The following is a 14864-nucleotide window of genomic DNA, read 5'->3' as shown; positions in this document are numbered from 1 at the left end:
CACGCTTATTGATTTTATTGTCAAATGGAAGTATAATTTTATTCTTCAAATAGTTGATAAGCCTTGCTGATAAATAGAGGAGCTAATGCTTCTTTTCTGGCCATATTTAAATAAAACAAAGTAATCATATTCTTTTCAGGATCTATGATGTATTCTGTTCCAAACAATCCTCCCCAGGAATATGCTGTATTTGAAACTTCGGGTGCCGGCTTTTTATGCTCATTGTACAATTCAAAGCCCAGGCCAAATTGAAAACCTTTACCACCGGCGTTCACTTCAGGCAACCGGTTTACTTTGGTCATGAGATGTATGGTTTCGGGCTTTAAAATGCTATGACCGTTAAATGTACCTCCATTTAACAGCATCTGGCAGAACTTTGCATAGTCTTCAATAGGACCATTAAGTCCTATGGCGCCTTCTACATAAGTTTGTTCTTTGCTTACAGTTGCTTCGCTATAGTTATTGGGTGCGGGTTCCAGTTTGCCATTTACATAATTGTACACCTTAACAAAGCGGCCCAACTTTTCCTTGCTGTAATACCAATCGGTCTGACTCATACCGAGTGGCTCTAAAATAGTTTCTTTAACATACTGCCGCAAAGATTTGCCGGAAATGCGTTCGACCATGTAGGCCAGCATATTTGTACTAATATGATAGTTCCATTCGCTGCCGGGATCGAAACCTAAGGGATACTTCGCCAGAGCAATCATCTCATCTTTTAAATATCGTGCGGTGCCGGCACCGCCGGTGCGCTGTCCCATGACCGGAACTACTAAAGTATCTCCTTTTGCCTTCCTGACAGAGTCGGCCATCCTTTTCTCGATTCGGCGGATATTACCGGAGAGGCCCGCATTCAGTCCGGAAGAGTGGGACATCAGGTGCACAAAAGTTACCGGGCCTGCAGCCGGTCGGGTTTCATAAGTGCCGTCATTACGCACCTCCGTGACCACCCTGTCTGAAATACCTGGAAAATATTTGGATACCGGGTCATCAATGTTTACGAGACCTTTTTCTACAAGGGTCATAAAAGCCACGGTAGTGATCGCTTTTGTCTGCGAAAAAAGAATATAATAATCATCCGGAGTCGCCGGTATATTTCGTTCCATATCTTTCAGCCCAAATGATTTTTTATACACAACATTTCCGGCCTTTGCCACAAAGGCAGTCACATTAGGTACCCTTTTTTGATCAACAAAAGATTGTAAAAGGGAGTCAACTGCTAAAATACGCTGCTTACTAGTACCCACCCGCTCTAAATCAACATTATAATTGAACTGCTGTGGCCCGGTGCGGGAGTGCTGAGCGTGCACCTCAACAACCAGTAATATAGCGACGAAAAGAGCGGGGAAAAGTCTATTCTTATTCATTAAAAATGTATTTATTTAAGTAAGAACCTGGTGATACCATTCATCAAATTCCCATATGTTTAACGGCTTTTGATTAGTGTAATATCATCCACGTAGCAATGGGCATTTGCGGCTCCTTTTGCAATAAATCCAATCTCTATGCTGCCATTTTTAACAGCAATTTTCCCTATGCGGATCGTTGTCCAGGAAGTATTATTCTTTATTTGAAATTTTTTTATTTTCCTATTTGTCTCGGCAAACATTTCCAGCTTTGAAAAGTTGCCCATACTCCTCACTTTGGCTGTTAGCGTATAAAAACCATTTCTCAATTCAACAAAATCTGTAGAACTTATTACTTGCGAAACCTTTCTTTCAAAAGCTACCTTATCACTAATATGAAGACTTCTTTCCCCGATAACTATCTTCCTTTCTTCGGTAGTGTTGGCATGGTTTAATACCGGGGAAGAATTACTGTCCAGGCTCACTTTGTTGCCTCCTATAACTTGGGTGACCCAGCCGGTCAACTCAGTTTGCACCGGTTTTACATGACTCGGAATAGCCTTCCTGTCAGCCTCAAAGCTGCCATTTTTAACGAAATTATTGTCGTGCGCTACCGACCATTCACCGGTCTTTTCGTCTAAATTCCAGGAATTGAGTGAATTAAAGTATAAGTCATCATTTTTGAAAGACAATGGCACCCATTGATTATACCCCAATCCGTTGCCGGCAAAATTAGCCCAACGGTCTCCGCAATAAATTACGGTTTCCTGTTTACTGCCTTTGACGTTCACGAAAAAACCGGTTTGTGTAATATGGGCATAGTCTTCTTCAGCCCCTTTCATCACTTTCATATCATTGGCAGGCAGGTAGGGGCCGCGTACATTGTCTGCTATCAGGTAATAAGCTAAAGAGGCGTCCCAGCCATACAAGTTGGAAGCTGCCATATAATATTTACCTTGATATTTGAACATGCAATTGCCTTCCCTGCCAGCACCCTGAAAAATTTTTGTACAGTCCAAAAGGTTTACCATATTATCCTTCACGCCAATTTCCGAAACATAAATCTTATGACGCCCCTGGCCGTACGAGTAAACCAGGTAAGATTTCCCGTCATCGTCAGTAAATACAGTCTGGTCGCCGGTATTGGGGGTTCCGATCATTTCCTTCATGCTTATTTTCTGGTGCCATACAAAGGGTCCGTTGGGTGAGTCGGATACCGTAATCAACACCCCGTTACCATGCTGTACAAACATGGCATATTTTTTCAACTCTTTTACATAGGCCACACCTAATCTACCTACCCAATAAGTTCTTTCGTGCTTATCTGTTTCGGCTTTTGTCAAAACATTGCTTTCAAATTTCCAGTTCACCAGGTCGGAAGATGTATAGCAGGTAACGGCAACAAAGTTGTTCCTTTGGTAGGTAACAGAATGGTCCTGCCTGTAGTTTTCAGCTTCCTTGTAATGCACACCATACCAGTAGTACTTCAGGCTGCCAGAAACGGGGTCTGTAAACTTAAATATTCCACCGCCCTGGCTGTATATAGGGGTACCGTCGCTGGTGTTCCAGAAAATATCGTTTTTAATATTTTTCGACTGTGCCAGTGCTGGATGATTATAAGTAAACTGTAAAACGAGCAGGCAGGTAAAGAATTTGAGCTTAGACACTATTGAATTGTATATAAAATATGCGGATTGAATCATAAAGTTTTAGTTGTTACAAGTTAAAACAATTAACCATGCCGGACCACTGCACAATTTTCTATACGAATGTCCGCATGATTCTATGCTGCTATTTCTGCATCTGTTCCAGAGTGCGAATTGCCGATCCGGATTTAACGGTGCTAATCTCAATGGAATCATTTTTAAGGAATGATGATCGGGTAGTAACACGTATAGTACCCGGTTTTATTGCTGGTTGCACTACAGCCAGTGCCAGGCCATTGAAGGTTTTGCGTTTATCCGATTTCATGGATGTGTGATCTACCGGGTTTCCGTTATCTAAACCGATCAGACGGCCGGCGCCTTCAACGATTACCTGTACTGATTCTGCGGCATTGGGCACTATGTTACCATCTTTGTCCACAACCTCAATTTTGACATGCGCTACATTTGTTGCATCTGCCTCTATTTTACTGCGATCTACCGATAAACGGAAGGCCGCCGGTGCACCTGTTGTGCGTATTTCTTCTTCAACAATGGTTTTGCCACCTTTTCTGCCCACTGCCTTCAATATACCGGGTTCATAAGGCACATCCCAAATCAGGTGGAGATCGGCGGTAGTAGTGCCAACCGGCGTAACCGCATACCTGTTCCAGGCACCGGCATTTCCGGGCCGGGGAAATTGCACAGACTTGGCGCCGAAAGATTTTCCGTTTAAGAACAATTCTACGGTATCACAATTAGTATAGGCCATAACCGGGATCACTTTTCCTTCCCGTCCGTTCCAGTTCCAGTGCGGTGCCAGGTGTATCATCGGTTGATCCGTCCACTGACTTTTATAAAAATAATAGGCATCTTTGGGGAAACCGCATAGATCAATCACCCCAGAACTTGAGTTTTTGGAAGGCCAGCGCGCCTCACCGAGATAATCGATACCCGTCCACATAAAATCACCGATCACATAATCGTGCACAGCGGTGAACTTCCAAAGCTGCTCTGCACGGATCACCCCCGGAAGATTTGCAGGCTGGATAACAGAAGAGTCGATCCTACCATAACCTCCACCGAAGTAATTACCCCGGACGCCGGAAATTGAAACATTTTCTGTACCGATCATTTTCCAACCCGGGTTGTTACGCTTATCAATATCATAAAATAACTCCCTCCTGTCGCGCCAGCGATCTACATAGTTATACCCCACGATATCAAGCATGGAGAGAAATTCGGGAGTGGTTGGACTGTTATCATCGGCAATATGATCGTTTCCAGTGGTAACGGGGCGTGTCGGATCTTCCCGGTGAAATGTTTCAATAAGAGGCCTCAATACCTCGTAACCTTTCGGTTGACCCTGTTCACCAATTTCGTTACCGGCGCTCCATAAAACCACCGAAGGATGATTCCTGTCCCTGTGAATAAAGTTAACCAGATCCCGCTGAGACCACTCTTTAAAATATACCGCATAATCATATTTTGCTTTGCCGGCCAACCATACATCATAAACTTCGTTCTGTACCAAAAAACCCATACGGTCGCACAAATCAAGAAACTCGGGCGCCATTGGGTTATGGGATGTACGGATAGCATTGCATCCCATATCCTTCAATATCTGTAACCTGCGCACCCACATAGATTCCGGTACCGCTGCACCAACACTTCCGGCATCGTGGTGTAAGCACACACCCTTCATTTTTATTCTTTTACCATTCAAAAGGAATCCTTTATCGGCATCGTATTCAATATGCCTGATACCGAAAGGTGTAGCAACTTCATCAATCACCTTGCCCTTATCTATCACCAAAGACCAGATACTGTACATATGGGGCTTCTCTAAAGACCAAAGCACCGGAGTAGCAACTTGTATTTCATGAGATACGATAGTAGTATCGGTTCCTGACTTCAAAGATACAGCTGACTCTGTTCTTCCCACTTCCTTACCGACTTCATCAACGATCACAGACCTGAGTGTAGCAGTACCAGATACAGCCTTGCGATTGTTGACGGTGGTTTTGATTTGGACCGTAGCTTTTGCAGCATCTACCTGAGGAGTCGTAATATAAGTCCCCCACTGTGCTATATGCAGCGGATGAGCTATATTCAGCCACACATGCCGGTAAATACCTGAGCCGGAATACCAGCGGGTATTGGGTTGCCTGGAATTGTCGACCCGAACAGTAATAGTATTATTGCCGGCTTTCAGATGGGGTGTGAGATCGTAGTGAAAGCTCATATAGCCGTTGGGATACCTGCCCAGGTGATGACCATTAATCCATACATCACTGTTCTGGTACACGCCGTCGAACTCTATCCAAACAACTTTTGAAAGAGCGGAGCGAGGTATGGTAAATTGCTTACGATACCAGCCGACACCTGTAGGCAGGTAGCCGCCGCCGCCGCCCGTAGGCGCATCCTGTATAAAATCATGTTCAATACTCCAGTCGTGCGGCAGATTTAAAGTTCGCCATCTGCTGTCATTAAATGCTGCTTTTTCCGCACCTACGGTATCAGTTTGAGAAAATTTCCAGCCGGCGTCCATAAGCAATCGTTCCCGACCACCTGCTTGTGCTATACAGTTGCTAAACGACTGAATGCATAAAAACACTAAAATCGATAATGTAAATCTTTTCATTGATTTCTTTTTATAATAATCCTTTGTACTCCAATAGTTCCTGTTTAATAACCGCATTCATACCAGCTCAGTCATGCTAAAAGTTAATTGTAATTTTGTATTGAGGTATCAACGATATGCTATCCACTTTAAGGTACTCGTTCGCTTTACCGAAATCGGGAACGTACCCGGGATAGGGTTCCAGATCCTGTAGATAGGTGGCATCTTTCTGCATCGGCCGGAAATAGAACACCATTTCCTTTGGCGTTACAGGTGCGGAGAGAAACTTCCTTAATCCTACCTGCCATGGTAAACCATTATAAAAATTATCAGCCACCAGTTCCCCGTTAACAAAATCCATCCCGGTATCGCCTTTATAATTTACCTGCAGATAAATATCATTAATGCCGGCTGGTAAAGCCTGCGGTAAAGCTACTGCGGTCTTTCTTGAGCTGATCTCCCGGAAGGATAATTTGGGTTCAAATGCCGGGAGTGTAATATGCCAGGAAGAAAAAGTAGGGTTCTCTTTTATTACTTTCAGATTTCCGGCAGGCGCCTTTAAGACAGCGGTTGTTTTAGGATAAATATCGATATGAAAATTATTGGCGCTATCTGATAATAATTCAAAATTATTTTCGTTCTGAAGCACTATGGCATTGGAAAAAAGCAGGCTTTTTTTGCCATTTACCGCAATAGTATACGCTTTCAATGCCCGCTCTTTATCCACGACTAAAACACGGGTCTTTTTACCATCTTTGATCACAGCAAACTCACATATATCGGCAGTGCAGGTGACAGATGTACGATTAACTTTAGCCCCCTTAATACTTTCTACAATGGTGCCCGGTTCAAACGAGAAGGCCCCTTTGACTCCATTGGGCGTAAAAAATACAAAGTATGGCATCTCATCCTCTCCTTTCATCAATAACTGAGCTGTGGCATAAATAAGTTTTGTTCCGTTACAATCGAAATTGAACGGGAAGATGGCATTCTCGCCGCTTGCCAGGTTAAAACCTCCTGAGGCCGGAATAAGAACATCGCCAGCTGCCGTTTTTATCTTGACCTGGATATGCTCCTGATCGATCATTGCGGTATCATCCTGGAAATTATTCAGGAACAGGAAACCACTACTGCCTTTAAATCTTATAGCATAGCGAAGGTCGTGAATGTTTTCGGGCTTAAGACTGGCTGCATTTGCAGGAAGAGCCACAGTCATAGGAGCGAGCAAATCACCAAAATCCCTGAGAAAAAAATGTGTGAGTTTCAGGCGGTGGAAGCCCTCCCGAACCTGCCCGTACTCACCAATAGGCCCCTGATATTCGTATGAGATCTTATTAACGCCGTAAGCCTCATCGTTCATAAAATTGTGCTTTCCTCTTGGTGTAGACCCGCTATGGTACATGTAATAACCAATACCATTGGCACCGCTGCCTAAACATCTATTGATCATAGCGTCAAAACTTTGATGCACTACTACCGGCCGTCTCAGATAGGTCAGGCTGATGCCCGATCCCAGCTCGGCAGGCAATGCCGGATAGTTCTCGGGCGTGTATCGCACCGGCGCATAGTCGGGATTGGCGTGCATATTTTTATAAAGAAAGAAAGGAGAATAGTCTCTCTTGGGCGTCCAGAAAGGATATGCATAAGCCGCAGTGACCGGAATGGATTCGTTGGGCACTATGGCAGCATTGCCCCATCCGGTTGCAGTATAAAGCGGTGTTACCATGCCTGCTTTTTCTGCCAGGGACTTGAGCACTTTCATATGATCATTTCCAAGTGCCGCATAAGGATTGTTAGCAGTGGATACCGCAACACCCTCATGTGTCACCCCACGATCTCTTTCCGAAGCGGTAAAGTCGAGTGGTTGACCCGGATAGGTGAGACCCCAGGGAGCTGCACTGTGCTGGTATTCATTTTCAAGTTGGATCCCGATCACCGGGCCACCATCTTTATAGTATAATCCCTTTAGTTGTTTTCCTATTTCATCATATAGTTTTTTTACGTAAGACAGGTATAAGGAGTCATTCGTCCGGATGTTTAGCGGTTTGCCCAATAACCAATCTGGCAAACCCCCGTTTCTTATTTCACCATGACAAAATGGACCCACCCGTACAATGGAATAAATATTACTTTTCTTGCACAATTCAATAAATCCACGAAGATCTTTATCACCACTCCAAACAAACTTACCCTCCTCTTCCTCGTGAAGATTCCAGAACACATAGGTAGGTATGACCGTAATTCCTCCAGCCTTCATTTTTTTTATCGATTCGTCCCAGTATTGATGAGGGTATCTTGAATAATGAAACTCGCCGGTAACCGGAATAATGGGCGTATCATTAATGCTTATGTAATAATTATTAACTGCTATCCTTTCTCCATTCGGATTAGTACCTCCTAATTTTAGGTGATTAGCAAAGATCTTCTGTTGTGGCAAATCAGCATTGATCTCGAACTGTTTTATAGCTTGCGCCAAACCAATCGAACTAACTGCCATCAAACACAACAACAATAACTTATTTTTCATACCCCTCTGGTATTATTTAAATTGAAGAAATGCAGAAGCAATATCGATAAAAGAGCTTTTCCTGGCATCTTCCTTTTTCATGTTCGATTGGCGAACCGACAATTGTATCCATTCAATATTTTCTATTTTCACTTTATCTCCTTTCCTGCCTCTCATCCGCGGGGGTTCAATCCAATATTTCCATTCACCCGGGTATCCCATCGGCAAAAGCACCGTTTTGGATAACTCCAGCTGGTCAAGAGGAATTGGGATCTCGCTCCATTCCTCCTTCAAAGGCACTTTTTTAGTCCATGCGGTCCCATCATTTTCAACCAGCGTGATGTAAGCCTGCTGTCTCTGATTAACACCCCTTGCATTAAGCATTAAAGTCGTGGCCATTCCTATATCCCTGCCTCTCGAAATAATTCTATCCTTTACGGGAATTGATAAGGTGTAATCATTAAGATTCGCATCATAAGATAAAGGTAATTCCAGGCGGAACGAAGCCTCCCCCGTTTCTGACGACGGAATCAATTTGTAAATACCGAAACGAATACCGTCTCCAATGCGGGTAAAGCTTAATTTACCCGCATCCTCGGCTGGATTAAGAAGGCGAAGCGCTGTTTTTTCTTTAACCACAGCCGACTTCCATACAGCTACCTCATTATAATCCCAGTCGGAAGGCGTTTTGTTAATCCCGGATGGATAATTGATAACGGTATTGCCATCTCTCACTACGATACTATATTCCATCCACCCCTCAATGGCACGGTTAGCCGGAATTTCTGCCTTGTAGAGATAGCCGATATCTTTTTTCATTGGGATAGGGAAACCTCTCCCCCCTTTCAAATACAGTGTAACGCTTTGGGGTTCCTTATTAGCATACACATTGGCTGTTATAGTGATGGGCTTACCAGCATAATAAGCAGGTTGATGACTGAGAATCACCTGTGTGGGTAGTTCCTGGTCTTCAGGCATGTAAAACTCAGTCATACCAACAAAACCGATGGATGGCGGCAAACCCTCCTTATTAAAATTTTTATCGGATGTGAGTATATAGACCCCTGGCCGGATAGTAAACAAACCTTCGCTGGCAGTGGTATGATAATCGTTGCCAGCGTTAAGCGGATGAACAGCAAATGCGCCGGTTAAATCGGGAAGGTTTACATTCATGTTCCGGGCCTTAGTTAGTGAACGAAAAACAAGTTTATCAGGGCTGGGCCGGTTATACGGATCGCTGATCTGAACAGCATCAGGGTACACTTCCAATCGCCATACACCGTTTTTAATTTTATCTAAATAATAGATACCCTTTCCATCATATTTTACCAAGGATGACGAACCAAAACCTACAATATTTTTCAATGCCGGTATATCCTTAGGAACGGTAGACGTATTGTTGGCGTAGAGAAATTTATCCGGGGTAACCATCTCGCTCAGGTCTTCGCTATAGCTGACTCTAAATGGGCCAAAAGAAGTATTGTCCGGGTAGTTACCGTAATCTTTATACCGGGGAACTCGTTTCATTACTTCTGCAGCGATGATAGCGCTTACCGCCTTTTTAGGGGTATACACCATATTCAGACAATGCGTTTGCCAGCCTAAATTATAAGGCGCGGTGGCCAGCATATCGTAAGAAAACATCGCAGCAAATTGAGCGCCCACTCCCCGGAAAGACCGGGCCATAGCGGGGTACATATAACCGTTCAGCAGATCGGCCGCATCAAACTCATAAACTATCCTCGACAATTTCGAGATCTCGGGGCGAAGCATTTCTGTTGAAAAATGATCTATACCGGGCAAATAGTTTCCCTGTAAAGTATTACCAGAGTTCAGTCCGGTTGGATACCAGGCAAAACTCACGCCCTGAATTTTCGATTGCGCGATGGGTTTGGCCATGTTAAAATCCTGGCTGTAATTATGGTAGAGTATTTTGTCACACCCGGTACTTCTTACCGCATCAACCAGGGCATTGATATACCTTACAGAACCCTCAACATCCTTGCTATGATGCGTTGGCTCATTGATCATCTCAATAAACAAGATGCCCGGTTCATCTTTTAGTGCAATGCCTGTATAAGGATTGACATGATTTAATATCTGTCTCAGGTAGTTCTGCTGTGCGGCAATAGCTTTGGGATTCGTTCCTAATTCATTTTTTTTATAGTGCGCAGAAAATCCAACCGGGCGGTTTATTGTATCCCGCATGGCATCGGGAAACTGAGAACTATAAGTAACTATCGGGCTAAACAGGAAATAAATACCTCTTTGCTTTGCCTTAAAAATCACATAGTCCATTAGGTTCAGGTGATCGTTATTGACCAGATTGCCCAGGGAATCACTGTTTTCATAATCGCCCCACAAACAGAGCCTTAAGCCATCCCATCCCATACGGGCGAAATGTGCCATATCTTCATCAACCATTTTTTTCAGATCATTGGCAACATACTTTGCTGCGCGGTAATCGCAGGCCGACGGCAAACAATAGTTGGCTCCGAATAAAGACACTTCCTGTTTATTATCGCTCCATCTTACTACGCCGGTTTGATCCTGGAAAACTGTCCGGGGCTTTTGCGCATTCAGCTGAAAACAGACAATACATATCAATGCCGGAAAACTGATGGCTCGAAGCATGGTTTATAAATTTTTAATTTTCGAAACGGGTATCTCAGTATCCGGCTGAAATACATCTGATTGCATGTATTTCAAAAGACTATACCTTAACTGTCTGGCTTCCGGGCGATCTTCTTCTCCAGATAATAAATCTATGGATGATACGATTAACCTGCCATTGCCTGCTTTGCATTCAAATACCAATCCTAAGGACCTTGCCGTAACCCAATCGTCAATTACACGAATAATAGGTTGGAGGCCTTTCTCCAGAGAATCGAGAATCACTACATTAGAATGACTCATCGCATCCCACCATTGGTAGTTGCTATGATAATCGGTAGGGAAATATTTTAAAGCAGCATGATCCGGATTTACCAGCACCCCCAATGTGTGCGGGGCCTGCCCGTTCGTCCAGGATGTATTCCAGAAAATACTGGAAAAGCCTACAGCGATATCACCACCGTTATTGGCCTTAATATGTCCCTTTTTTAGGGTCAGCAAGACCTTGCCACCGCTATCCAGTTTTTTAACGGCTTCCTCATCCAGTTGCTGCGTGACAAGAATATCAGATTCGGGCTGGGGCAGTTGAGCGGGATAAACAAACCAGTCCCACGAATTCTGATAAGTACCCGTCGAAACAGTTAATTTAAGTTGGGAAGGCTTTGCTATTGATTGGAGTGACTGCTGTATCATTCCCAGATTTATTGCATTGCCGATTGGTATCGTTACAGTGGGGAACCTACCGCTGAATAATAGTTGACCTGCGCCGTTGGTTATCTCCCACTTAGCGGGTACATTCCTGAGCGGGACCGCTCCGAAATTGGAGATTTCAACAGGCACCTTCAGCGTTTCGTTGTTCAGATAAACCATTTTGGGAAAGCGCGCCAATGGTACCACGGTATTACAAAAACGGCTAAACTCTGTTCCGCTTATATACCCTTTATCTTCCCAAAAAGGATTAAGCACTCCTACCAGGGCGGTACCCTGTCCCGGAAAATCGTGCAGGTCCAGCAATTGGAAACCACCGAAACCAGGTGTTCTAAGTGCAGCCTCAATTTCTGCCTTATAGCACAACACCTGCAATTTACCTGATGCCAGCAGGAAACTATCGGCCAGATGCAGGAGCCCCTGTTCCTTCAACCGGTCCCGGAATATTTCGAAATTTTTGGGTTGAAGCACGCCGGTATATTTCTTCATTTCTTTGAAATCGGGGTATACGCACCATTGGCCTATTTCATGACTGATCGTGGGTATGGTGTATTTTGAAATGATACTCCCCCAGTCAAAGCTGGTCCCCGGCCGCTCTTTGTTGATAATGCTTTTCAACCCTTCCTCCCATTGTTGAATGCGTGGTTGCGGTATATTATTAAAATCATTCTCTGGAATAACCGGCCATCCTGCACCCGAAGCATATACCCTCCTGGGATCTTTCGCTTTCCAGTAATTAACAAAGCTCCTGAGATAGGAAACATGATGCTTTCCGCCCGGCTCATTACCCTGCACCAGGATGCAGAATGAAGGATGATTACCGTAGGCTTTTACGATGCGGTTACTTTCTTCGTATAGGTACTGATCGATGGGCAGTCCATCGCCCAGCCATGTACCCCAGTTAGCCCAGGAGGCACACTCCACCTGCAGGTAAATACCGCTGCGATCCGCTGCATCAAATGCAGCCTCCGGCGGGCACCAGGAATGAAAGCGCACATGATTCAGTCCGTAAGACTTTACTATACGGAATATCCGCATCCAGGATGCCGTATCTGTTGCAGGATACCCGGTAAGCGGGAAAATGGCACTTTCCAGAGTTCCCCGTAGAAATGTTTTCCGGCCATTGATACTAAACCGGGTACCGTCAACCCCGAACTCCTTCATACCAAACTGGATTCTCTTTTCGTGCCGTCCGCTATCACTGTTGAGCTCAATCTTCAACGAATAAAGATTAGGTGTAAACTCGTCCCAGAGCAGCGGTGCGTTTCCCATTGGATAACTCCATTCAAAAAAAGAACTATCCGGGCCAATCACCAGTTTTTTTGTTTGAGGTTGTAGTTGCTCTGCCAGCTTATTTTCGCTGGAAGCAAGAAGTTTTACTGATGCCGGAACAGAAGTGTTCGAGCTATTGATCACCCAAACCTTTGTTACAATTTTTTTACCCTTAAGATCGGGGTATACATCCACCCTGCTGATATGAATCTTTGGCTTTACGGTGAGGAATAACTTGCCGATCATCCCGTTCCAATTGGTTTGCGTATGATCAGTAATACTGTGCGAATTGGGACCGACGTTAATGTCGTTAATCTTATTATTAACCCGAATGGTGATGGTATGCGTGCCCGGCTTCAACCTGCTTAAATCAAAAATCTGTGCAGTCGACAAACTATTTTGTGTACCCATGGCCTGTCCGTCAGCCCATACTGTTGTTTCCCAGTGGCTCCGCTCAATAAATAACTCGATATTTTTTCCTGCCCACGCCGGGGGAATTGTAATAGTTTTTTGATACCAGGCAGGGCCTGTATAATATTTGTTGGGTTGTAACCAAAACGGCACCTTTATATTCCCGCTCCGGCGATACTTTGCATATTCAGGCTTTGAGAACCAGGACGAATCAAATATACTGCCCGTCCAGGGAGTATGCACCCCTATATCATCTCCCTTATTGTTGGTAGCCATAGAGCCGGGAAGTACTACTTTATCAGTCAATTTTTTACTAAACCATTGCTCCTTCACACCCACATCAAGAGCATCTACGCGGAACGACCAATGGCCAGCGAGATCAATTTGTGCTGGCACATTAACAGCCATTTGAGATGCGGCTAACAAGCAGGTGTATGCAAGCACAAGGGTAAAAAATAAACGTTTATTAAACTTTGTTATAAGGGTCATTGGCCGTTGCAATTGATAATGATCTGCTTAACTGGAATATGCCCAGCATTTTTTCTATTTGCACTCCAGTTGTTCAACCATATGCAACCTGTTGTTTATAGTCAGACGGAGGCATGAATTAATGTATTCAACCCTGTTATAAAAAGGGGGAGCAAGAGCCCCTGTTTACATGGAAGCCCTTACCTTAATGCCACCCTTTAACAGGAGATACGAAGCTTTAAAGTGTAGAGAGGAAGTCCTTCATGACGCCCGTTGTCTTCACAAGCTCGTCGTGATGAAGGTTATGACCTCCACCGTCTATGTGTATTAACTTACCCAGCTTTATTATTCTGGCCGCTTCTTCATTGGCTTTTCTTACTTCCGGTGAAGCATCAGCTTTCAGGATAACAGTAGGCACCTGTATTTTTGCCAGCGCGTCTCTGGTACTCATAGTACCCGTCATGGCCTGCCCGGCTTCGGGCGTATAAGGACCATGGTACTGCTTTTTTGAAAGCGCCCAGTATTCTATATCCCTGGAGTGCCATTTAGGGAACTGTCGCTTGCCGGTTGCTACGAGGTCTTCAAAGCGGTAATTATTTTGTGCAACCAAAACTTCGGGAGCTGCAAACATGCTCACCGAAAGCCTGTCTGGTGCAGGAGGCCTGTTTGTCGGAGGCTGAACCGGCGGGCGGTTTCGTACAGCGGAGTCTCTTCCGGCTCCACGCGGACGTCCCCCGGGGAATCCTCCCAATCCCGGATCCAGCAGGATAATGGCTTTGGCAATATCCGGAAATTCGGCGCCTACCCTCATGACTGTAGCAGCGCCCATTGAATGTCCCACCAGGATAGGTTTCTCCCATTTCATAAACTGCACAAACGAAACGACGTCTTTGATCAGTGTTTGCCCATCATCGGACGATGTCATGGGGTCAGAGAGCCCGTGCCCCCTCGCATCCAGCATATAAATATCGTAATCATCCTGAAATTGCTCAGCAAGTGTTGTCCAGCAAAGCCCGTTATCGGTTACTCCATGCACCATTACCATCACTTGCTTTCCCTGGGCGGGCCTGGCATGGTAATAATGTATCCTGGCACCATTGGCATAGGCATACCCGTCACTCCATCCATTTGGGAGATTAATCAGTTGGGCCAAGGCAGCCAATGGGAGCATCAGCGCTCCGAACAAAAAGGGTGCGATCAATAATTGACTCCTGCGGTTGATAAAAGATCGGAAAGTTTGAAACATAATGGATTGATTATGCGATGAATTAAAC

Annotated in this window: 7 protein-coding genes; all 7 read right to left on the bottom strand. The window is 44.6% G+C overall.

The window, feature by feature from the left end:
• Positions 1–38 precede the first annotated feature (38 nt).
• The gene (locus U0035_RS20285; protein WP_114790764.1) at positions 39–1367 is read right to left on the bottom strand and encodes a serine hydrolase domain-containing protein; all 1329 of its coding nucleotides are present in this window, start codon (positions 1365–1367) and stop codon (positions 39–41) included.
• Between the two features lie 59 nt (positions 1368–1426).
• Entirely contained in the window at positions 1427–3013 is a 1587-nt protein-coding gene (locus tag U0035_RS20280) for a family 43 glycosylhydrolase (protein ID WP_245957702.1), read from the bottom strand.
• 124 nt (positions 3014–3137) lie between these two features.
• A complete protein-coding gene (locus U0035_RS20275) occupies positions 3138–5633 on the bottom strand; it encodes a glycoside hydrolase family 2 TIM barrel-domain containing protein (protein WP_162817846.1) in 2496 nt (831 codons plus the stop codon).
• Positions 5634–5709: 76 nt separating this feature from the next.
• Positions 5710–8139: a beta-galactosidase gene (locus U0035_RS20270; RefSeq protein ID WP_114790761.1), complete on the bottom strand. Its 2430-nt coding sequence runs from the start codon at positions 8137–8139 to the stop codon at positions 5710–5712.
• Positions 8140–8151: 12 nt separating this feature from the next.
• Positions 8152–10752: a hypothetical protein gene (locus tag U0035_RS20265; RefSeq protein WP_114790760.1), complete on the bottom strand. Its 2601-nt coding sequence runs from the start codon at positions 10750–10752 to the stop codon at positions 8152–8154.
• Between the two features lie 3 nt (positions 10753–10755).
• Entirely contained in the window at positions 10756–13518 is a 2763-nt protein-coding gene (locus U0035_RS20260; protein ID WP_245957701.1) for a DUF8487 domain-containing protein, read from the bottom strand.
• A 310-nt stretch (positions 13519–13828) separates the two neighbouring features.
• On the bottom strand, positions 13829–14836 hold the full coding sequence (locus U0035_RS20255; protein WP_114790758.1) for an alpha/beta fold hydrolase: 1008 nt from the start codon (positions 14834–14836) through the stop codon (positions 13829–13831).
• Positions 14837–14864 lie beyond the last annotated feature (28 nt).

This window comes from Niabella yanshanensis (assembly GCF_034424215.1).
Lineage (GTDB): Bacteria > Bacteroidota > Bacteroidia > Chitinophagales > Chitinophagaceae > Niabella > Niabella yanshanensis.
This window is presented reverse-complemented; position numbering and strand designations above follow the sequence as displayed.